Raw genomic sequence first — 22,067 nt, forward strand, 5'->3', positions numbered from 1 at the left:
GATTCAGGAAATGGGTGGCGGTCTCGTGCCGCCACCCAGATCGCCGGGAAGGGCACCGCAGGGAAGAATAACAAGCCTCATTGCATGGTCACTGCAGTTACCGTCCCGAGCACGTTTTCGGGTAAGTGAGGTTTTGTGAGCGATAGAATTCCAACCCGTGAAGAGCAGGAAGGTGATGGCGAAGTTCGCTATCGCATGCTCTACGAGTCTGAAGACAAGGTTTATATCCGCCATATTCGGGGTGTCTATACCCGGATCCGGAAGTACACCGGCCTGCCGTTGTTGCTGGCATTTTTCTTTATCCCCTGGCTGAATATCGATGGCCACCAGGCGGTGCACTTCGACCTGCCCGCGCGCCAGTTTCATATCTTCTGGACAACCTTCGGTCCCCAGGATGGCTTTCTGCTTGCCTGGCTCCTGATCATAGCCGCGTTTGCGCTGTTTGCGATCACCACCTGGCTTGGGCGTGTCTGGTGTGGTTTCACCTGCCCGCAAACCGTCTGGACCCTGATGTTTATCTGGGCCGAGCGGGTATGCGAGGGCGACCGCAGCAAGCGTATGAAGCTCGACGCCGCGCCCTGGAGCGTTGAGAAAGTCGTGCGCAAAGGTGGTACCCACGCCATCTGGCTGATTATTTCCCTCGCAACCGCACTGGCGTTTGTTGGCTATTTTTACGGCATCCGCGACCTGGTGCTGGATCTTGCCACCTTTAGCGCGCACCCTCAGGGGGCTTTCTGGGTGGCATTTTTCACCTTTGCGACCTACATGAACGCTGGCTTCCTGCGCGAGCAGGTATGCAAGTACATGTGTCCATACGCGCGCTTCCAGTCGGTGATGTACGACAAGGACACCCTTGCGGTGTACTACGATGCGCGGCGGGGCGAGGCGCGTGGTCCACGCAAGAAAAATGTCGATTACAAGTCCCAGGGCATGGGTGACTGCATTGACTGTTACTGGTGTGTCCAGGTCTGCCCAGTGGATATCGATATCCGCGATGGCATGCAGTACGAGTGCATCAACTGCGGGCTGTGTGTGGACGCCTGCAACAGTGTGATGGACAAGATGGAGTACCCCCGCGGGCTGATTCGTTTTACGTCCGAGGACGAGCTGGAAACCGGTAAAACCCAGTTCGCGCGGCCGCGGTTGTTCGGTTACGCGGCGGTGCTGCTGCTGATGTTTGGCCTGTTTACGCAGCAGGTACTTACCCGTTCCCCGGTTCAGGTCGAAGTGCAGCGGGATCGCGGTGCGCGAATGTACCGGCTTTCCCAGGGCTTGGTGCAGAATGTGTATACGGTCAAAATCAACAACATGGACCAGAAGCCGCACCAGTTCAGCATCGCTATCGAGGGTAATCCGGATTACGACTATTCGCTGCGCATGCAGAGGGGCATCCAGTTGAGCCCCGGCGAGATATACTCCGTCCCCATTCGGGTGAGTGTGCCCAAAGCGCAGCTCAAGGATTACAAGCACGATATCGAGATTGTGATCCGGGCAAAGGACGCACCAGAACTTGAAGACCGTCACAAGACGGTGTTTATTGGCCCCAAATAGATGGTTGAACAGTCAGTGACACGCAGAGTTGAAAAGAAGGCGCCGGGCCCCTGGTATCGTGAACCCTGGTTCTGGATGGTGATGTCGCCACTGATACTGGTGGTGGTTGTCTCAATGACGATGGTTTCCATTGCCGTGCGTCACGGCGACGATGTGGTGAGTGATACCTACTACAAAGACAGCCGTATGTATCACTACAGCGCCGAGCAGGATCAGCGTGCCAGGGCGTTGAACCTGGCGGGAATGCTGCTGTTTTCTCCCCAGGACAAAACCATCTCGCTCGACCTGCGTGGCGACATAGAATTTCCCGAGAAGCTGCTGCTGACGCTGAGTCACCCGGTAGAGGCGGATATGGATGAGCACGTCGTGCTGGAGCAGATTTCCATTGGCCGGTATCGCGGTAACGTGGACGCGCCGTTGCAGCACCGCTGGTACCTCGAGGTGATGCCGGAACTCGATCCGGAAGAGTTTCGCAATGCGCCATGGCGTCTCAAAGGCGAGATCGATTTCAACCTAGGCAACGGAGTGCCCCTGAAGCCTATCGAGCCGTGAGGCCATGACAGACCCGCTCACCTCCGCACCACCAACCCGCGCTCCCGCCTGTTCAGTCAGCAGTGCCGCAGACTGCTTTCACTGCGGCCTGCCTGTCGCCGAGGGCAGCCAGTACTCGGTACTGATCGACGGCGTCCGGCAGCCCATGTGCTGCCCCGGGTGCGAAGCGGTGGCCGGCGCCATCGTCGCCGGAGGGCTGGACAATTTTTATCGCTTCCGTGAACAGAGCAGTGAACGCCCGGATTCGGGCGTGCAAAACAATCGCTGGAGCGCTTACGACCTGCCCGAAGTACAGGGTGAATTCGTGCGTGATTTCGAGGACGCGAAGGCGGGCGCGGAGTCGGGGGTACGGTTGCGGGTCGCGAGCCTTCTGGTCAGCGGCATAACCTGTGCCGCCTGTGTCTGGCTGATTGAAAAGCATCTGGCGCGTCTCGCCGGCGTGGAGCGGGTCTCTGTCAACGCCAGTACCCACCGGGCGCAGGTGGTTTTCGACCCGGAGCAGGTTCCCCTCAGTCTTCTGTTTTCCTCTCTGGCGTCCATTGGCTATCGCCCGGCGCCGGCTACTGCTGCCAACAGTGAGCGGCTAATCCAGCAGGAACGCCGCGCGGCGATGCGCCGCCTGGGTGTGGCCGGGCTCGGCACCATGCAGGTGATGATGTTTGCCATCGCCCTGTATTTCGGCGGCAGTAAAGGGATCGACAGCCAGTTCGAACAGTTTTTCCGTTGGGTATCACTGGTGGTGGCGACACCGGTGGTGTGTTACGCGGCGCAACCGTTCTTTGCCGCGGCCTGGCGCGCCCTGCGCAGTGGGCAACTGGTGATGGATGTCCCCGTTTCGCTCGCCATTGGCCTCGCCTATGGTGCCAGTGTTTACGCCACGGTATTTGAGACCGGAGAGGTCTACTTCGAATCGGTTTCCATGTTCACCTTTTTCCTGTTGCTTGGGCGTTCTGTGGAAATGCGTGCGCGCCACCGGGCCGGGTTGGCCAGTGGTGGACTGGCGCAGCTATTGCCGCTGGCGGCAACGCGCCTTAAGCAGGGAACGGACGCGCTCGAGTCCGTGCCGGTAACGGCATTGGCGGTGGGCGACCGAATACTGCTGCGTCCTGGGGATACCATTCCTGCAGACGGCGCCGTGATTGATGGCGCCAGTGGTGTGGATGAATCGATTCTTACTGGCGAATCCGCGCTGCAACAAAAGGAGCAGGGGAGCCCGGTGTTTGCCGGCAGCGTCAACGGTGACTCCTCACTTACCGTGCGCGTGATTGCGGCGGGCAGTAGCACCCGCTTGTCGGCGATCGAAAAGCTGGTAGAGCAGGCGCAGCTGGACAAACCGACCCAGGTGGCGCTGGCGGACCGGTTGGCAGGGCGGTTTATTGCCGCAGTGCTGTGTATCGCGGCGGCCGCTTTCGTATTCTGGTGGCAGCAGGCGCCGGAAAGGGCGTTCTGGGTGGCGCTGTCTGTGCTGGTGGTGACCTGTCCCTGTGCGTTGTCGCTGGCGACGCCCGCTGCACTGGCAGCGGCGACGCTGCGACTGCAACAGTTGGGCCTGTTGGTGGCGCGCGGGCACGTACTGGAAACCCTGCCGCGGCTGACGCGGGTGATCTTCGACAAGACCGGTACCCTGACAGAGGGCGAGCCCCGTCTGCGCGCCATTCACCGGCTGCGTGAGGACGTGGGCGAGGGCGAGGTGCGGGATATCGCTGCGGCCCTTGAAAGCCACAACAATCACCCGCTGGCCCGGGCATTCCGCGCCTGGTTCGGCAATCGCTCGGTACGGGATTTACGCTCGGTCACCGGGCGCGGCGTGGCCGGCACCTGCGGGGAAACCGCTTACCGTCTGGGACGGCCGGATTTTGTCTGCGAGCTGTCCACCGGTTCCGGGCAGTCAGCGCCGGCCTCCCTCCAGCCACCGCAGGTCTCTGGAGAAGAGGGACAGTGGTTATTGCTGGGGGACAGCGATGGCCCTGTCGCCTGGTTGTGCCTGGGTGACGAGATGCGGCAAAGCGCCGTGGAAGCCGTTGCTGGCCTGCGGCGACAGGGGTTGGAGGCAGAGCTTCTGAGCGGCGACCAGTCGGCGGAGGTTCCGCGTCTGGCGGCGGCCAGTGGCATCACCGAGTTTCACGGGGGGGCATCACCGGAGCAGAAGCTGTCCCGCCTGCGCACCCTGCAGTCCGGGGGGCAGCGGCTGCTGATGGTGGGCGACGGAATCAATGATGTTCCGGTGTTGTCGGGCGCGGATGTGTCGGTGGCCATGATGTCGGCGGCCGACCTGGCACAGTCCCGTGCAGACGCGATCTTGTTGCAGGGCGACCTGCGCGCCCTCCCCAGGGCCTTTGAATTGGCGCAAAAGTGCCGCACAATTATTCGCCAGAATCTGGCCTGGGCTGTTCTCTACAATGCGCTGGCGCTACCGCTGGCGTTTCTCGGCCTGGTGCCGCCCTGGGCGGCGGCCATTGGCATGTCGCTGAGTTCGCTACTGGTGGTGGTTAACGCCCTGCGCCTGTCTCGCTGGCAGCCGTCGATATAAACCGCCAGCGACTGAATATTCCGAAATAGGTTTTCTGAGGTAATAAGTGGACAGTATTTTTCTACTGGTTCCCATCGTCATTTTCTTTGTCGCCTGCGCGGTGAAGCTGTTCTTCTGGGCGGTGAATAGCGGCCAGTACGATGACCTCGAGACCGAGGGACGCCGAATCCTGTTCGATGAGGATGAGCCGCGGCGCCCCAAAGAAGGTGAGCAATCGCGGTGTTCTTCCGGTGAGGATGACGCCGGGGAGTCCCGCTAATGGCTGACTGGGGCACTTTGGGTGCGGCACTCGCCATCGGTTTTTTTGGCAGTAGCCATTGTATCGGCATGTGCGGCGGGATCTCTGGAGCCCTGGGGCTTGCGGTACCCGGCCAGAAGCCTGCGTGGCCGCGCCTGATCGGCTATTCCACTGGCCGCGTGGCCAGTTATGCCGTGATGGGATTGCTGGTGGGTTTTCTGGGGGCTTACCTGGCCACGGATATTGCCGCGGGCCTGGCGCCGCTGCGCGTGATTGCGGGCTTGATGCTGATCGCCATGGCCCTCTACCTGGCCGATTGGTGGCGTGGCCTGGTGTGGCTCGAGCGCGGTGGTGCTGTGTTGTGGAGAGGGCTGCAGCCCTTGTCGCGCAAACTGCTGCCGGTAAATTCGACCCCGCAGGCCATCGCCCTGGGCGCGCTGTGGGGGTGGCTGCCGTGTGGCCTGGTATACAGCGCGCTGGCATTCGCCCTCGCGCAGGGCAGTGGCCCGCAGGCAGCCCTCGCCATGCTCGCTTTTGGTCTCGGAACCGTACCCGCGGTACTGGCTACCGGAGCGGCTGCCGCTCGCCTGCGCACCCTGGTGCAGAAGCCCGGGGTTCGCCTTGGTATGGCGCTGCTGGTATGTGTTTTTGGCGTCTGGACCCTGTGGGGCGCGGCCGGGCACGGGGCGCACGGCTCGCATGCGAACCACAAGTCCGGGGGCGGAACTGGCGCGCATGAAGCACACCCTGCCGACCACTCTAGTCACATGCACGACGCCCGTCCCACCGATCACCCGGTGCCGAACTCTGCGATTGAGCCGTCACACAGTGAAGGCGGAGATTCCACCGCAGCTGAGGGTGGCTCCGGTGATGTGCAGGGTCATGACTCTCGCCATATGCAGCACTCCCAGCACGGAGACCGGCCGCCCGGCGAACAACAAAACAGCCATCACCAACACGCCCATCACCAGCATGGTTCCGAGTCTGGGGCAGAGCATGGTCACGAAGGTTCACCGGCAGTTGAGGAAACGGGCGCCGGGACTGAGGACTGATTCCCGTCGCCGGGTATTGTGCCTCGACGCATCGTGGCAGCCACGCATGGATAGGGGTAAACTGGCGCAATTCTGACCTCTGGTCTGACCACCTTGGTTGTGATTGAGTGGCGGCCGGCAAGTCGTGTTGTACCAGTTGGACTCAGTATGAAAAAAATAAAAAACAGATCGGCCGGTGCCAACCGGTCTACCGGCATGGCCCGAAACAAATCCGCCAATCGAGCGGCGGCTCAACCCGCAGCGGGCGTCAACTGTCCCGCGGCGCCCACGAGTGTCTGGATCAACCTGTTCGCCCTGGCCGTTTCCCTGGGGGCAGTGATCTGGCTGCGCGAGTATGGCCAGCACCTGGCGGTGAAAACACAGTCGCTTGTGGTGGTTGCGGTGGCGCTGGCGCTGCCAATCATCCTGCTCGAATGGCTGTTTCTCAAACCCTACCGCAACCCGTCCGCTGGGCTCGATTTCCGCCGGAAGAACCACAGCCTGCGCCGCACCGCGGTAAAACTGCTCGGCTTTTACCTGTCGGTAGGCACCGTGGCATTTGTGTACTGGCTGTTTCCGGAGTACCACGGTTCCTTCTACGACAACTACTTCTCGGTAGTGCGGGCAGTGCTGCCCTGGTGGATGCTGCTGGCAGTACCGTATTTTTACCTGCTCGATGGGGCCATGACAGAGCCCAAAGACAGCTACTGGCAGTTGGGCAGCTGGGTGCTGGGGCAGCGTAAGGGGGTGTCGGGCAAGGCGATAGGCCAGTTGTACCTGGGGTGGCTGGTGAAGCTTTTCTTCCTGCCACTGATGTTCGTCTATCTGGGCAACAACCTGAATACCCTACTGAACTTTGATCTTGAGCGTCTGTTTGGCAGTTTCAAGGCGGTGTTTGATTTCACGTTCAATTTTCTTTTTTACATCGACCTGCTGTTCGTCACGGTAGGGTATGTGTGCACCCTGCGCTTGTTTGACTCCCACATTCGCACGGCGGAGCCGAGCTTCCTCGGTTGGGGCGTGGCGCTGATCGGCTACCAGCCGTTCTGGAGCCTGTTCTCCGGTACCTATCTGAAATACGACGACGCGCCCGCCTGGGGCTACTGGTTCTGGGATACGCCGGCGATGTACGGCATCTGGGGTACCGGCATCCTGCTGCTGATCGCCATCTATGTGTGGGCGAGTATCCCGTTCGGTATCCGCTTCTCGAACCTCACGCACCGCGGAATTCTCACCAATGGCCCATACCGTTTCACCAAGCATCCGGCGTATATCAGCAAAAACATCTCCTGGTGGATGATTTCGATGCCGTTCATGGTCAGTGCCAGTGGCCCCGAGGCGTTGCGGCACTCGCTGTTGCTGCTGATGGTGAATTTCATCTATTTCATGCGTGCGCGTACGGAAGAGCGGCACCTTTCCTGGGACCCGACCTATGTAAGTTACGCACGGTATATCGAGCAACGTGGCACCTTTGCCTTCCTCGGGCGTTGGTTCCCGGTGCTGCGCTTTGGCCACGGGCGCCTGTTCAATCGTGGCGATGATGTCGCGCCGCCCGCACCATTGGTGTCTGGCGCTTCAACCGCACAACCGAATGCGACCGGTCCGGCCGGCGCCTGAGGTCGCTGAGTGATGGCCTGGGAGCAACTGCGATGCGGGACGGTTTAGTGAGCTCGGGCTCGATGGCGATGAAGCTGCGGCACTGGTGGCAGTTTACGGTTGCAGACCTGCGCGGGCCGCGAGGATTTCGCGGGACGCTGCTCGACCGGATCCCGGCCGGGGCGAAGCGGGTTGATCGCCGCTGGTGGATCTACGCCGCACTTTATCTATTGATCGCCGTGGGTATCTGGCTTCGGGTGGAGCATATTTTTTCCCACAACCCGATGGACCACATCTGGAGCGATCCGCAGCGCCACTGGGAGCAGGGCACGGAAACCCTGCGGCGCGACCCAATGACAATGACAGACCCGGTGATGTACCAGGTCTATATCGGTGTGCTCGCCAAGCTGACGCTGGGTGAGCCATTTCTCGTCGCGCTCTACACGGCACTTCTCGCCTGCCTGACGCCGTGGATCTGGTACCGGTTTGCACGGGAACTGATGCCGGGTCGCCTGCAGGCCACAGCGGTCTGGGCTGCGCTGTCGCTACTGCCTTCATGGATAGCGATCTACAGCTATTTCATGCAGGAGACGCTGTTGCTACCGTTGCTGGGAGCATCCCTTTATGCCAGCTGGCGATGTCGGCGCAAACAGACGCTGTCGAGCTTCCTGCTGATGGTGACGCTGTGGACATTCGCCGGGTTGACGCGTGGTATAGCGATTCCACTGGCGGCAGTAGTGACAACCTGGCTATGGCTGGTACAGCCACGCAAACTCGCCAAGGCAGGCTATAGCCTGGCATTGCTGGCGCTGCTGATGGGGCCGCTGGCCTACCGTAGCCACGCGGCCATGCATATGATCTCCCCCCACGGTATCGGACAGCTGGTAGCGCTGTACCTGCGTTCCGGCAAGCGGGAAATTCATGTTCACTACAGCCGCGAGGGGGCGCAGTGGAATTACTGGTTTGGCTCTCCGTCTACCGGTGAAAAACCGTTGGCGCCTCTCAGTGACTGGACCACTGAACGCGATGGCCAGGTACATGCACGTATCCATATCGAAAACGGCGCTGAGGACTGGGCCAAGGCGCTGGCGCGTTATCCGCTGACACTGGAGCGGTACCTCTCCCTGACCAGGGAAAACCTGATCTATCTTTTCTTCGGATCGTCCTGGCCTGACAACAACCGCGAGCGCCTGCTCGAAAAGATCAGTCACCACAGCCGCTGGTTGTGGGCGCCACTCACCCTGCTGTTGTTGATTGGTACCGCGCTGTACTGGCGCCGACTGCAGGGGGCGCGTCTGTTTGCGGTGGTGCTTGGCACCTGGGTGGTGGTGCAGGGAGTGCTTCCCATTGCCGTCAACGAAGGGCGCTATCGTAAACCGGCGGAGGGCATGCTGCTGGTGCAGGCACTGCTGGTCGCCGCCGCCGTGAGACGGCGCTCTGCTGCCAGCGGCAGGCGAGGTATGCGGGATAGTTTCGATGAGCCCGCCGATGCTCCTTTCGCCATACACACCCCAAATGGGCAGGCTGTGCCACCGGTTTTAACCCAAGTGGAAGTCAGCAGGGAGCAGCGGGAAAAAGACGATGCGCTTGCCTGAGCGAGTAAATAAACTGTTTTCCCGTGCTGCTCGCTTTGCCGCCGTGGGCGGTATCGCCACCGCGATACAGTATGTTTTTCTGGTCCTGTTGGTCGAAGTGGCCGGTACTTTCGAGATATTTGCCTCGGCCCTGTCGTTTACGTTGTCTGCGCTGGTTAATTACCTGCTGAATTATTACCTGACCTTTGGCGGCAGCGTGGCGCATCGCCAGTCACTGCCCAGGTTTACTGTCGTTGCCGTCGTCGGGCTCGCCATCAATACCCTGTGTTTTTCACTGGCTCTGACGTTGCTGCCCTACTTGTTGGCACAGGTGATTGCCACACTGGTCACGCTGGTCAGTAATTTTCTGCTGCATCAATTCTGGATATACCGGGAGCCCGAATGGAATCCTTGACGGAACAGGCCGTACCCACATTGGCGATCGTTGTTCCCTGTTACAACGAAGAAGATGTGATCGCCGATACCACCGCGGAACTGCTGGCAACCCTGGACGAGCTCGCAGCCCGAGACCGCATTGGGGCGGATTCGAAAATTTACTACGTCGACGATGGCAGCCGCGACGCCACCTGGCCGATGCTGCAAAAGCTGGCGAGCGATAACAAGCGCATCGTGGCGGTGGCACTTTCGTGCAACCGCGGGCACCAGAATGCGCTCTATGCGGGGCTTTCGCAGACGTCGGAAGACATGGTGGTGAGTATCGACGCGGACCTGCAGGATGGGCCGGACAATATTGCCGCCATGATTGATGCGTTTCGTGAGGGGCACGAGGTGGTGTTCGGGGTGCGTAAGAAGCGGGATACGGATACCTGGTTCAAGCGAATGACCGCCGAGGGGTACTATCGGCTCATGCAGGCCCTGGGGGTGGATCTGGTATTCAACCACGCGGACTTCCGCCTGATGTCGCGTCGCGCGGTGGATACCCTGCTGCAATACCCGGAGACCAACCTGTTTTTGCGCGGCATGGTGCGCGAACTGGGGTTCTCTTCAACTACGGTATGTTACGCGCGCCGTCCGCGACTGGCGGGGGAGAGCAAGTACCCGCTGCGGCGTATGTTGTCGCTGGCGTGGAAGGGTGTTACTGCCTTTTCTATTGCTCCGCTGCGGGCCATTACCCTGTTGGGACTCATCGCTGGCGGTATCGCACTGGGGCTGATTGTCTGGGTGTTGATCGTGAAGTTGCTGTCCAACAGCGTGGTGCCCGGCTGGGCATCGATCATGGTGCCGGTACTGTTTATTGGCAGTGTGCAGCTGTTGTGTCTTGGAGTGATTGGCGAATACCTCGGCAAGATCTACGAAGAGGTCAAGCGCCGCCCGCGTTTTCACTTGCGCGAGGTGGTTGGTGGTGAAGCGCGCGGACATGAAGACGCTCGCACGCACCATTCTCCACTTGAGATCTCAACCGTGCAGGTAAGGTCTCCGCGCGGCTGCGTCAAGGATTCGCTGGAGTAGTCGGCAGCGGGTAGCCGGCTTACGAATCTGGCAGTAACCGAAGGGAGAGGTCGATCGCCCGCAGGTGTTTGGTCAGGCTGCCGCTGGAAATGTAATCCACCGCCAGTCCGGAAAGCTGCTCCAGTCGCTCTTCGTTCACGCTGCCGGATATCTCGATTTTCGCACGGCCCTGGGCCAGCTTGAGCGCCTCCGCCGTCATCTTGTCGGTAAATTCATCCAGCATGATTACATCGGCGCCGGCATCCAGTGCCTGGGTCAGCTCATCGATACTTTCCACCTCAACCTCCACCAGGGCACCGGGTTTGATCTGCCGTGCCTGGCTAATGGCGCTTTCGATACCTCCGGCCGCGGCGATATGGTTTTCCTTGATCAGAAAGGCGTCGTAGAGGCCGATCCGGTGGTTGGAGCAGCCACCACAGAGCACCGCGTATTTCTGTGCAGTGCGCAGGCCGGGGATGGTTTTACGGGTATCCAGGATCTTGATGTCGGAATTTTTGGCCAGTGCGGCGTAGCTGGCGGCTGTGGTGGCGGTACCCGATAGCGTCTGAACGAAATTCAGCGCGCAGCGCTCGCCGGTAAGGATGGTCCTCGCATTGCCGGACAGTTCAAACAGAGTGCTGTCTGCACGCACGTGTTCGCCGTCTTCAACCTGCCACGTCACCTTCATGGCTGGATCCAGCTGACGAAACACTTCTTCCACCCAGGCCTTGCCGCAGAATACGCAATCTTCCCGGGTGATGACCCTGGCCCTGGCCTCGCGCTCGGGTGGGATCAGCTGCGCAGTAATATCGCCGTCGCCAACATCTTCGGCCAGTGCCTCGCGCACGGCGCGCTTTATATCCTGTAGCAGGTTGGGGATGTTGGCTGTGGACGGCTTCATCGGGGAACCTCGGTGGTGGTGTTGCGCCCGGGTCCTGAGCGCCGCTTCTGGGGTGCGAATACTAGCAAAATGTAGCGCGGTGTCAGCAAGCTTGCCGAGCTGATCGGGCAGGGGCGGCACTTTCGGAGGCTCGTATCACCGGGCAAAACGGCGCTGGCCTTACCTGGCGCCGATTGATGAACGAACTGCCTGTGACGATCGTCGCAAATATATCTGCGCCACTCACGATACGGTTGTGCTATTGGATCGGGAGTCCGTAGAATCTACCGTCGACCAATATCGATCGGTTCGTGTACGGCTTTCCCGGTGGCGCATTGCCCGGGAGTCAGGTTTACCCCGCGTACCAGAACAACAAATAACAGGGTTCGCAAATGGTTTCCCAGGGCCATTTGCGGTTGCATCACCCGGCAGCCCACTTGCATCCGCAATGACAAGGCTGCCGGACAAGGCTATATGGCAATGAAAGACTCCGATAATGTGGTATCCCTGCAGGGTGTGTACAAGGAGCGGAGGGAAGCAAAGCGCGCTTCCAGCCTGCCGGCATCCGTCACCGCGGTAAGAGATAAGGCGCAGGCACTGCTCGCAGAGCAGGCCAAACTGCTATTCGCCAAGGTGGATGACTCACTGTTTGCGATGGCCGAGAAGGCGCATGGCCAGGACGAGCAGGATGGCCTGTTTCAGGCGCTGCGCTTGTTGCGTGTAGAACGACGCAAGGTTGTCGAGCGGTTCGCTGACAATATCGGCCAGGCCTTTCATGTGCGCGAAACTTCCGCTGACGAAAAGGATGATCCTTATTCGGCGGACAACCTGTCGCTGGTGCACAACGACGATCTGGAGCAGCTGGTGGCCGTGGACACCATGGTCGCGAGTGCGAAGCGGGACTTCGCCGAGCCCCTGACCGAAATCTCCCTGCGCCTGAATACCCTGCTTTCGGTAAAAATTTACGACAAGAACAACCCCGTCGGTCCGGATGCCATCTGCGATGCCTTCGTGGAAGCCTGCCGTCCGCTGGAAATGCACGTTCGTGCGCGCCTCACCTTGCTGAAAAAGTTCGAGCAGCATGTCATGGCGAACCTGGGCAATGTTTATGACCATTGCAACGATCTTTTGGTTGAGCATGGAGTTCTGCCATCGCTGAAGCAGCAACGTCGTGCGGCGCGCCAGCAGCGTCCGGTTCCCCAGGGGCCGACTCCGCAAAGCCCCGGCGCGCAGGGTGGCCAGCCTTCAGGCTCCACGCAGGCTACCTATTCCTCCGCTGGTTCCACTCCTGCGAGTGGGCACGGACTGGTACCACTCGGCTCGGGTGTGGCCCCCATGCCGGCACATGACCTGCTTTCCCACCTTGGAGCGCTGCAGAGCCACCTTCCGAATAGCTACGAAGGTGGTGAGATTCAACTGTTGAATATCAACAGCCTTCTGCAGCAGCGCCTGGTGGACGTGCGTCAGTCTGCATCGCTGACAAAGATGGACAGTGACATCATCAAACTGGTGGAAATGCTGTTCTCCTTTATTCTCGAAGACCGCAACCTCGCTGAGCCAATCAAAACCCAACTTGGCCGCCTGCAGTTGCCGCTGTTGAAGGTGGCTATCGCAGACAAGTCGTTTTTCAGCAAGGGCGGGCATCCGGCGCGTAAATTGCTGAATGAACTGGCGGATGCCGCTACCGGTTGGCAGGCCAAAGACCGCTATGAATCAGATCCGCTGTTCAAGAAAACCAGCGAAGTGGTCGCCAGAGTCCTGTCTGAGTTCGACCAGGACATCAATATATTCTCGACGCTGCTCGAATCATTCCGTGAATTTATTCTGCGTGAACGCAAGCGTGCGGAAAAACTGGAGCGGCGGATTGTTGATGAGGCCGACGGTAAAGCGAAAACCCAGGCGGCAAGAGCCCGGGTGGCTGCGGTTATGGACGCTCTGATGGCGGAGCGCGATCTCCCCCCGGTTGTGTCTGAATGGCTGGAGAAAGTCTGGTCCAATATGCTGTTCCTGACCTGTATCAAGGAAGGAACGGATAGCGAAAGCTGGAGTCGCGACGTGCGCACTGCGCGGGACCTGGTGTGGAGTGTGCATGCGCCCATGCCGGATAGCCGTAAGCAATTGCTGGGCCTGTTGCCGACCCTGCAGGAGCGACTGAAGGCGGGCGTCGAGGCTGTCTCGCTCAATACGTTTGACGCGCGACGCATGTTCACTGGCCTGAAAGAGGTGTACCGGGAGCGATTTGCGCTGGCGCAGCGCATTACCGAGGAGCGCAGTCGCAAGGCGCGCGATGAAGTGCGCGAAGAAGTCCGGAGTAAACAGGCCGAGGCGGTCACTTCGCAGGTGGAACGCCCCGCTGCCGAGCGTGCAATTCCTGAGGATACAGCTGCAGAGCAGGTCCAGCGTGCGGAGCCGGTGGTTGAACTGCCCCAGATGGAAGAGCTGGAGCAGGTGGTTGCTGAGGCTGAACTTGCGGTGGAGGCCTCCGGTGACGTGGAAGCGCTGCCCGAAAATGACTTGCACTGGCAGCAGACCTTCCGCCTTGCCCAGGGCAGCTGGTTTGAACTCAAGCGTGGTGACGAGGAGCAGTTCCGCTGTCGTCTCGCTGCAGTTATCAAGGATATCGACCAGTTCATTTTCGTGAACCGTAACGGTGCCAAAGTAGCGGAGTTTACCCGCATCGAGCTCGCGCATGCGCTGCGCAATGCGCAGTTGATGCCGCTGGACGATGGCATGTTGTTCGAGCGTGCGCTGCAGTCGGTTATCGGCACGGTGCGCAAGTCGCGTGGCGAAATGAGCTAGCGCCGCCGTTGGGTGCGGTTCTGCCATTCGCGCAGAACCTGCCCACTGAAGTTTTGCCGGCAAAAACGTGATTTTGTCAGCTAAATCCCTCTTTCGGCGGTAAATTAACCTTGCCGCCGACTGTTCCCCGCAGACGCCCACCTACCTGTCCCGCCCTACCTGACATTTCGTTAAATTCCTACTTTTTTTCAGCGCGATTGGCCCTATTTGGCACTTGCGTGTCGCATTTATTTGCAGGATATTGAGTAATAGTTCTAATTTTTTGCGGTAACCGAGGTGATTGACTCGCTAGTTGTTCTTTTTTTGAGCGAATCGATGCGGTAACGGGTAGCAAGGCAAGGTTCCTGAAGCCGTGCAACACAATTGACTGTGCCAATCTGTTTCTGGTCGCCCCCGTTTTGGATTTCGTGGGCGCCGGCGCAGGCAATCCCGTAGGGCGTACTCTCTGAATCGATGCCAGGAGGGCAAAGAGCAGTGAACAAGGACGATATGGATCAGAATAAAAACGAATTATTTGTTATTACTGGCGGTGCTTCGAATGGGAAAACGCGTGAGTCGGCTTCTCGCCCCGGAGCCTCAAGGCAACTATCCAAAACCGTGAATCTTGTAAATCAGAAAGCAATCCAGTGGCTGCAGTCGCGGGCGGAAGAGGTATTTGCTCAGGTCGACGATTCCCTGTTCACAATGGCCGAAAAGGCGCACCAACAGGAAGAGCAGGATAGGCTATTTCATGCCATCCGCGCCCTGCGGGTGGAGCTCGGTGATCTCGTCGACGGTTTTTGTGATGGTGTGGAAGAGCGCTTCCGCGAACCGCGCAATGATCATCCGGATGAAGAGGGACTGGTCAGTGAAGCTTCCCTGAAGAGCCTTTCACTGTTGAATGATGAGGACCTGGAGCAGCAGGTCGCCATTCGCACCATGATTTCCAACGTCAAGCGTGACCATGCCGAGTCCATCGCCGCGCTGTCGCTGCGCCTGGATACTCTGCTCCCCTGCAAAGTCTACGATGACAACCTGCCCCTGGGTCCCGCCGCGATTTGTGCGGCCTTCGCCGATGCGCTTGAAGACGTAGACATTGCGCTTCACGCCCGCATGACGGTGTTCAAGAAATTTGAACTGCACCTGGTGAACAGGCTGGGTGAACTGTATGACAGCTGTAATGGATTGCTGATCGAGCAGGGTGTTTTGCCCACCATCGAAGACCCGCTTCGCCATCGCAACCGCCCTGGCAGGCGCCCGTCGCGACAGGCTAGCCCCGGCTGGCAAGGCGAAGGCGCGCAGGCGCAGATGTCCCCAGATGGAGATGGCCAGGCTTTTCAGGCTCCCGGTGTCGCGGGAAACCCTGGGGGCGGCTACGGCACCGCTGCTATGGCTGGCGCGGGCACAGGAGGAATGGCGTCCAACGGTAATTTCGCTCCAGGGCTGATGCCCGTCGGTTCCGGCGCAGCACCGATGGCGACGCCGGCTCTGTTTCAGCAGCTGGGGCAGTTCCAGATGTCATTGCCGGTGCAATCTGCGCCGGCGGGACAGCTGATCAATGTAACCGAACTGCTGCAAGAGCACCTGAAAGCCAGCAACCAGAGCGCCTCGCTGCACGAGCTGGACAGCGAAGTAATCCGCCTGGTGGATATGCTGTTTTCCTTCATGCTGGAAGATCGCAACCTGGCGGAGCCCATCAAGGCCCAGCTGATCCGCCTGCAGCTGCCCATGCTCAAGCTGGCCGTTGCCGACAAGGCATTTTTCAGCAAAGGCGGGCATCCCGCGCGGCGATTGCTGAACGAGATGGCCGACGCGGCCATCGGCTGGCAGCCGGGCGAAAACTACCTGAATGATCCGCTGTACCGGGAAGTCAGCGCCATCGTGGATGGTGTGCTGGCAGAATATGACGACGATGATCAGGTGTTCGCCCGCCTGCTGGAGTCCTTCCGGGAGTTTTCAGTACGCGAGCGTAAGCGCGCGGCAGTGATGGAGCGGCGCACGATTGACGAGGCCCAGGGTGCGGCCAGGGTCGAAGCGGCCAAGGCCCGGGTGGCTGCCGTATTCGATGCCCTGACTGCAGAGCGCAAATTGCCGAAGATCGTGCATGAATGGCTGACTCGGGTGTGGAGCAGCATACTCTTCCGCACATGCCTCAAAGAGGGCACCGGCAGTGGCCTGTGGCGTCAGAATGTGCTCACCGCCAGGGACCTGATCTGGAGTGTTGTGGCACCGATGCCAGAGAGCAGTGTCAAGATGCGCCACCTGCTGCCGGATCTCAGAAAGCGCCTGCAGGAGGGAGCGCAATCCCTCGCCTTGAGCGCCGGGGATCAACAGCGTCTTCTGGGCGGATTGGATGTCTTGTATCGCGAGCGCCAGAAGCTCAGTGAGCGCGTCGAATCCGAGCGGGAGCGCCGCACCCGGGAGCGATTGGTGCAGGAACTGCGGCGGGAGGCGGACAATGTTGTGTCCATCCCGGTCGCCGAAGGTATGGAGCTGGAAGTGCTGGACGAGGAGCCCGGCGCGCCAGTGGATGAGGTCCGCGACCTTCCCGCCAACGTGAAGGCGCTGCCCGAAGTGGACGAAATCCAGGAGGTGGTTGCCAAGGCTGCAGTGGGTGACACCGCGAGCGCGAAGGCGGTGCCGCAGGACGACGACCACTGGCAACAGACCTACCATCTTAAAGACAGCTGGTTTTTGTTGCGCCACCCGGAAAAACTCCCGATGCGATGCCGCTTGGCAGCTATCATCAAGGACCTCGACCAGTTCATGTTTGTGAACCGCCAGGGCGCCAAGGTGGGTGTATACTCACGCCAGGAACTGGCCCAGGCACTGCGCAACGAGGAGATGATGCCTCTGGAGCAGGGGCCACTGTTTGAGCGGGCTCTGGAGTATGTGGTCGGTAACTGCGGTGAGAGCAAAATCGCAATCAGCGTCTGAGTCCGTACGGAACAGCCATAGCGTCAGATGAAAAGCCGGGGGAATCCCGGCTTTTCCGTATCTGCCTTTTGCGTAAATGGTGTCGGGCGTGGTGGAATACCCATTATTGGACGCGGCTATTGGCAGTTACTTCTTCGCTTCCATAAAATACCGGTCTGCTCAATTCCTTTGGGGTCGCGTTTGTGAAATATCAGGTTCAATCAGGGTGGCTGTCCGGCGTGCGCCGGGTGCCCAGTCCGCATTGCAACAGTCGTCCCGACGATGCGGATGTGGATCTGTTGGTGATTCACAGTATCAGCCTGCCGCCGGGGCAGTATGGCGGCTCCTACATCGACGAGTTTTTTCTCGGGCACCTGGATATCGATGCCCACCCTTATTTTTCTGAAATCGGTACCCTGCAGGTTTCCGCTCATTTTTTGATCGATCGAAATGGTCGGGTCACGCAGTATGTCCCGATCAACGAGCGTGCCTGGCATGCGGGGCAGTCGGCATTCTGCGGGCGCGAGAACTGCAATGATTTCTCCATCGGTATTGAACTTGAAGGGCTGGACACAGACACCTATACCCCGGCCCAGTATCAATCCCTGGCCGAGGTAACGGTCGCTATCATGGAAGCTTACCCCTCGATCGATCGTTCACGCATCGCTGCACATTCCGATATTGCGCCCGGCAGAAAGCTGGATCCCGGGCCCGGGTTTGACTGGGATTTGTATTTTGAGGAGCTGGACCGGGTAAAGGGGGAGTCCCGCGAAGCCTGAAGGCACCTGTTACGGCTATCGATCGGTGGGGTTGGTTAACAACTCCGCAATAATAAATTGAAAACAAATTGGGGGGCGCTATGGCGCTTTTGATTGTGCTGTTGGCATTGGCGCTGGTGCAGGTATGGGGTTCGGGCGGCCCGCTGCACCGGGATGGCTGGTTTGTCCGCTGGATGGGCTTTATCTATAGCCGCGGGCTGGTTCAGGGAAAGCCGGGTATCGGTTTTGGGCTAGTGGTACTGCTGCCGGTGATGGGAGCGGCTATTTTACTGGCGATTGCAGACGCTGCGCTTGGTTGGTTGGGCGTGTTACTGGTGAGCGTGCCGGTGCTGCTATACAGCTTTGGGCGGGGTAACTTTAATGATTCCCTGGCAGGCTACCTGCGTGCCTGGTATCAGGGAAATCTGGACGACGCGAAAAAAGCCGCAGAGCCATTGCTGGAGCCCGCCGATATCGAGCGTGCACAGAGTATTTCGGATGGCCAGGCATTGCACGGGCTGGTTTTCAAAGCTGCGGCCTACCGCGCTTTTGAGCGGTTGTTTGCCGTTCTTTTCTGGTTTTTGCTGTTGGGCATTCCGGGCGCGATGCTGTACCGGCTCAGCCACCTGGCAAAAACGGCGCTCAGCACTGAAGCGCTCTCTCTGGAAGCCACCACGACGCCGGGCAGCGATGGCGACCGTGCCCTGGCGACGCGCTGGCTGTGGCTGATTGAGTGGCTGCCGGTGCGGGCGATTGGGTTTACCCTGGCGATAGTGGGTAATTTTGCCGGATGCTATCGGGCCTGGCGCGATCACCTGACGTGTAAGGATAGTGGTACCGAGGAGGTGCTGGAGTACTACCTCGAGGGGGCTCTGGGCGGTATCGACAGCAGTGAATGCAGCGCCGGTGTGGCGGTGAGCGAAGGGCAGCGCCTGTGTGGTGCGGAAATTGAGGGTATGCAGGCATTGCTGTCGCGCGCACTGCTGATGTGGGTGACACTTATGGCCCTTTACGGTCTCTTTGCCAGCTAATCTGGATACGGTATATCCGGGTTCAACTCCTTTCTTTTCAATGATACTCGCGCCAAGGCGGTGGTTGTGTGAAAGACGCCAGCTTCGACACTTCATTTAGCAGGTTGGACCTGCCCTCGGCCGCCGATGTGTTTGCGGCTGCCGAGCGTATCTCGGGCCGTATACATCGCACACCGCTGATGACCTCGTCCGGTCTTAACCAGCTGCTGGGCGCTGACCTGTATTTCAAGTGTGAACATCTGCAAAAGGTCGGGGCTTTCAAGGCGCGGGGGGCTGCCAATGCGGTACTGCAGTTACCCGCCGGCACTGACCTGGTGGCGACACATTCCTCCGGCAACCACGGTGCCGCACTGGCGTGGGCCGCCGCCGAGCAAGGGCTGCGCTGCAAGGTGGTGATGCCGGAGAATGCGCCGCAGGTCAAGAAGTCCGCAGTCGCGGCCTATGGTGCAGAAATCGTATTCTGTGAGCCGACGCTACAGGCCCGGGAGTCCACTCTGGAGGCGCTGGTGCAGACTTCCGGTGCCCACGTTGTTCCGCCATTTGACGATGCGCGGATTATTGCCGGGCAGGGCACCGTAGTCCCGGAAATTGTTGCGCAGTGCCGGGAGCGGGGCTTTGCGCCGGACCTCATTGTTGCTCCGGTAGGCGGCGGTGGTCTTCTTGCCGGGGTTGGGCTGGCGGTCTCTGCGCTCGCTCCCGATATGAAAGTGTTGGGGGCGGAGCCTGCTGGGGCCGACGATGCACAGCGTTCGTTTCGCAGTGGAGTCCGTGTTACCGAGCAGGTGCCGAACACGATTGCGGATGGCTTGCGGACAACACTGGGGGAGAGAAACTTCCTGCTGATCCGCGACCATGTGAATGACGTGGTGACGGTTACCGAGGACGCGATTCGCCAGGCGCTGGAATACCTGTGGCAACGAACCAAGCAGTTCGTTGAGCCGTCTGCAGCCGTTGGGCTGGCGGCGGTGATGGCGCACCCGGCCCGGTTTCGCAACAAGCGGGTTGTCGTGGTGCTGACCGGAGGGAATATGGATATTGGGGCCGCAGCGAAACTTGTCGCCGGTAGCCTATAGAGTGTCGAGCGGCGTTTGAGCCCGCGGGAAACCAAAGAACAGGAAATGGGAGTGATGAACAGGGACATGGCGCGGAACAGGATGTACAGCGAGGTTGCAGGTGCGGTCAGGCGGCCTGCTACACTGTTGGCTGCACTCTGGGTGTCGATCGTTTTGACGATGATTTCCACAGTGGCTGCCCCAAATGCGCGTGCAGAAACCTTCCAGTTGGCGTCCAACACGCTGGAGGACGGTGGCCGCATGGCCAGGGCGCAGTTGTTCTACGGGTTCGGCTGCAGTGGCGAAAACATTTCCCCCGAGCTCCACTGGCAGGGGGCACCGCAAGGTACCCGTAGCTTTGCGGTCGTGATGCATGATCCGGATGCCCCCACGGGCAGTGGTTGGTGGCACTGGGTTGTCTTCAATATTCCCGCGGACGTGACGTCCCTTCCCGAGGGTGCGGGTGACCCCAAGTCGGGCCTGATCCCTGAGGCAATACAGAGCCGCACCGATTTTGGGAGCCCCGGGTACGGAGGTGCCTGTCCCCCAGAGGGACATGGCGATCACCGCTATCAATTCCGGGTATATGCACTCAAAGTGGACCAGTTGAAGCTGGATCAAGCTACGCCAGCGGCCATGGTGGCGTATCAAATTAATGCCAATAAACTGGCGGAAGCACAGCTGGAAGTGAAATACGGTCGTTAACCCCGGGTTCTCCCGGGATTGACTCCAGGCAAGCCAATAAAAGGAAGCAAAGCCTGCCCATGCAAGAGCAAAAGCAAAAGGTGACTTGGGGAGAAGCGCTCAAGGTTTACTCCCGGCCGAAAGTGCTGGCGATGTTTTTTCTGGGTTTTTCCGCCGGTTTGCCATTTCTGTTGGTATTTTCGACATTGGCCGCGTGGCTCACCGATTATGGTGTGAGCCGGACCACAATCGGTTTCTTTGCCCTGGTTGGCCTTACTTATTCAATCAAGTTTGCCTGGGCGCCGGTTATCGACCACCTGCGTATTCCGTTCTTTACCGGCAAGCTGGGAAAACGCCGCAGCTGGCTGCTTTTGTCGCAACTGGGAATTGCCCTTTGTCTGCTTTCTCTTGCCAATCTGAATCCACAGCTTGCCCTGACGAAAATTGCCCTGATATCCGTGGCGGTTGCCTTTTGCGCCGCGTCTCAGGATGTCGTGGTTGATGCGTTTCGGATTGAATCCGCCAGTGAAGAGCTCCAAGGCGCCATGGCTGCCAATTATGTATTCGGGTACCGGGTGGCGTTGCTGGTAGCCGGTGGGGGGGCATTGTACATTGCCGACATCGCGGACTGGTCGACCTCGTACCTCAGTATGGCGGCGCTGATGGGGGTGGGTATTATCACCACTCTACTGGTTGCCGAACCGGATCATGCCAAGGCAGCAGAGTTGGCCAAGCCGTTTGAACGTGCCTGGATAGAGCGCATCTGGGGTTCCGGTGAGCACAGTGGCCTCAAAGAGTGGTTTGTAAAAGCGGTCGTCTGCCCAGTCATTGATTTCTTCAAACGCAATGGTCGCTTCGCACTGATCCTGTTGTTGCTGATCGGTATTTATCGCATCAGTGACCTTGCCATGGGCGTAATGGCTAACCCGTTTTACCTGGATCTGGGCTTTTCGAAAACAGACATTTTTCAGATCGTTAAGGTCTTTGGTTTCTTCTTTTCAATTCTCGGGGCTTACCTCGGTGGGTTGCTCGTCGTTCACTACGGTATTTTGCGCCCGTTGATCCTCGGTGCAGTGATGGTTGCGGCGACCAATCTTCTATTTGCATATATGGCCCAGATCGGGCCGGAAAAGAACTGGCTGGCTATCGTGATCAGCGCCGATAACATCAGCGCCGGAATTTCCAATACGGTGTTCATCGCCTACCTGTCGAGCCTGGTCAATCAGGAATACACGGCTACCCAATATGCGCTGTTCAGCTCTCTGATGACACTGCCAGGCAAGTTTATCAGTGCGTTCTCCGGGATCGTGGTGGATACACAGGGGTACTCCATGTTTTTCACCTATGCCGCGGTTCTCGGGATACCGGCGATCCTGTTGGCGGTGTATGTCTGGTGGCGAGATCGCCGCACGACAGCGGAAGGTGAACCGACGACCAGTTAGTAGCA

17 protein-coding genes are annotated in these 22,067 nt (G+C 59.4%); 16 read left to right on the forward strand and 1 reads right to left on the reverse strand.

The annotated features are described in order from the left end of the window. Positions 1-135: 135 nt before the first annotated feature. The 9 genes from ccoG (at position 136) to GTQ55_RS05910 (ending at position 10,542) form a co-directional block, all read left to right on the forward strand. On the forward strand, positions 136-1,551 hold the full coding sequence (gene ccoG / locus GTQ55_RS05870) for a cytochrome c oxidase accessory protein CcoG (protein ID WP_161857890.1): 1,416 nt from the start codon (positions 136-138) through the stop codon (positions 1,549-1,551). A gap of 15 nt (positions 1,552-1,566) precedes the next feature. Beyond that, a complete protein-coding gene (locus GTQ55_RS05875) occupies positions 1,567-2,103 on the forward strand; it encodes a FixH family protein (protein ID WP_237567844.1) in 537 nt (178 codons plus the stop codon). 4 nt (positions 2,104-2,107) lie between these two features. Next, positions 2,108-4,633 carry a heavy metal translocating P-type ATPase gene (locus tag GTQ55_RS05880; RefSeq protein WP_161857892.1) on the forward strand — a complete coding sequence of 842 codons (2,526 nt, stop codon included), beginning with the start codon at positions 2,108-2,110 and terminating at the stop codon, positions 4,631-4,633. Between the two features lie 46 nt (positions 4,634-4,679). Continuing rightward, positions 4,680-4,892: a cbb3-type cytochrome oxidase assembly protein CcoS gene (gene ccoS / locus GTQ55_RS05885; RefSeq protein ID WP_161857893.1), complete on the forward strand. Its 213-nt coding sequence runs from the start codon at positions 4,680-4,682 to the stop codon at positions 4,890-4,892. Then, positions 4,892-5,923, forward strand: coding sequence for an urease accessory protein UreH domain-containing protein (locus tag GTQ55_RS05890; protein WP_237567845.1), 1,032 nt, complete (start codon positions 4,892-4,894; stop codon positions 5,921-5,923). Before ccoS ends, GTQ55_RS05890 begins: the two co-directional genes overlap by 1 nt. Positions 5,924-6,070: 147 nt before the next feature. Then, positions 6,071-7,519 carry an isoprenylcysteine carboxylmethyltransferase family protein gene (locus GTQ55_RS05895; protein ID WP_237567846.1) on the forward strand — a complete coding sequence of 483 codons (1,449 nt, stop codon included), beginning with the start codon at positions 6,071-6,073 and terminating at the stop codon, positions 7,517-7,519. Positions 7,520-7,551: 32 nt separating this feature from the next. Next, a complete protein-coding gene (locus GTQ55_RS05900) occupies positions 7,552-9,093 on the forward strand; it encodes an ArnT family glycosyltransferase (RefSeq protein ID WP_221296403.1) in 1,542 nt (513 codons plus the stop codon). Next, positions 9,086-9,487 carry a GtrA family protein gene (locus tag GTQ55_RS05905; protein WP_161857894.1) on the forward strand — a complete coding sequence of 134 codons (402 nt, stop codon included), beginning with the start codon at positions 9,086-9,088 and terminating at the stop codon, positions 9,485-9,487. Before GTQ55_RS05900 ends, GTQ55_RS05905 begins: the two co-directional genes overlap by 8 nt. Further along, the gene (locus GTQ55_RS05910; protein ID WP_161857895.1) at positions 9,475-10,542 is read left to right on the forward strand and encodes a glycosyltransferase family 2 protein; all 1,068 of its coding nucleotides are present in this window, start codon (positions 9,475-9,477) and stop codon (positions 10,540-10,542) included. Before GTQ55_RS05905 ends, GTQ55_RS05910 begins: the two co-directional genes overlap by 13 nt. Positions 10,543-10,561: 19 nt before the next feature. Here the strand turns inward: GTQ55_RS05910 and nadC are convergent, their stop codons facing one another. Then, complete coding sequence (gene nadC, locus GTQ55_RS05915) at positions 10,562-11,422, reverse strand: carboxylating nicotinate-nucleotide diphosphorylase (RefSeq protein WP_161857896.1); 861 nt, start codon at positions 11,420-11,422, stop codon at positions 10,562-10,564. A 459-nt stretch (positions 11,423-11,881) separates the two neighbouring features. Between nadC and GTQ55_RS05920 the strand changes: the two genes are divergently transcribed. The 7 genes from GTQ55_RS05920 (at position 11,882) to GTQ55_RS05950 (ending at position 22,062) form a co-directional block, all read left to right on the forward strand. Further along, positions 11,882-14,200, forward strand: a complete 2,319-nt coding sequence (locus GTQ55_RS05920; RefSeq protein WP_161857897.1) for a DUF1631 domain-containing protein — start codon at positions 11,882-11,884, stop codon at positions 14,198-14,200. A gap of 597 nt (positions 14,201-14,797) precedes the next feature. Beyond that, entirely contained in the window at positions 14,798-17,116 is a 2,319-nt protein-coding gene (locus GTQ55_RS05925) for a DUF1631 domain-containing protein (RefSeq protein ID WP_237567847.1), read from the forward strand. Positions 17,117-17,298: 182 nt separating this feature from the next. Continuing rightward, the gene (gene ampD, locus GTQ55_RS05930; RefSeq protein ID WP_161857899.1) at positions 17,299-17,874 is read left to right on the forward strand and encodes a 1,6-anhydro-N-acetylmuramyl-L-alanine amidase AmpD; all 576 of its coding nucleotides are present in this window, start codon (positions 17,299-17,301) and stop codon (positions 17,872-17,874) included. An 80-nt stretch (positions 17,875-17,954) separates the two neighbouring features. Then, positions 17,955-18,884, forward strand: a complete 930-nt coding sequence (ampE, locus tag GTQ55_RS05935; protein ID WP_161857900.1) for a regulatory signaling modulator protein AmpE — start codon at positions 17,955-17,957, stop codon at positions 18,882-18,884. Positions 18,885-18,952: 68 nt separating this feature from the next. Continuing rightward, on the forward strand, positions 18,953-19,957 hold the full coding sequence (locus GTQ55_RS05940; RefSeq protein ID WP_237567848.1) for a threonine ammonia-lyase: 1,005 nt from the start codon (positions 18,953-18,955) through the stop codon (positions 19,955-19,957). Positions 19,958-20,128: 171 nt separating this feature from the next. After that, a complete protein-coding gene (locus GTQ55_RS05945) occupies positions 20,129-20,641 on the forward strand; it encodes a YbhB/YbcL family Raf kinase inhibitor-like protein (protein WP_272927891.1) in 513 nt (170 codons plus the stop codon). A 59-nt stretch (positions 20,642-20,700) separates the two neighbouring features. Beyond that, positions 20,701-22,062 carry an AmpG family muropeptide MFS transporter gene (locus GTQ55_RS05950; RefSeq protein ID WP_161857902.1) on the forward strand — a complete coding sequence of 454 codons (1,362 nt, stop codon included), beginning with the start codon at positions 20,701-20,703 and terminating at the stop codon, positions 22,060-22,062. Positions 22,063-22,067 lie beyond the last annotated feature (5 nt).

Source organism: Microbulbifer hydrolyticus, from assembly GCF_009931115.1.
Taxonomy (GTDB): Bacteria; Pseudomonadota; Gammaproteobacteria; order Pseudomonadales; family Cellvibrionaceae; genus Microbulbifer; species Microbulbifer hydrolyticus.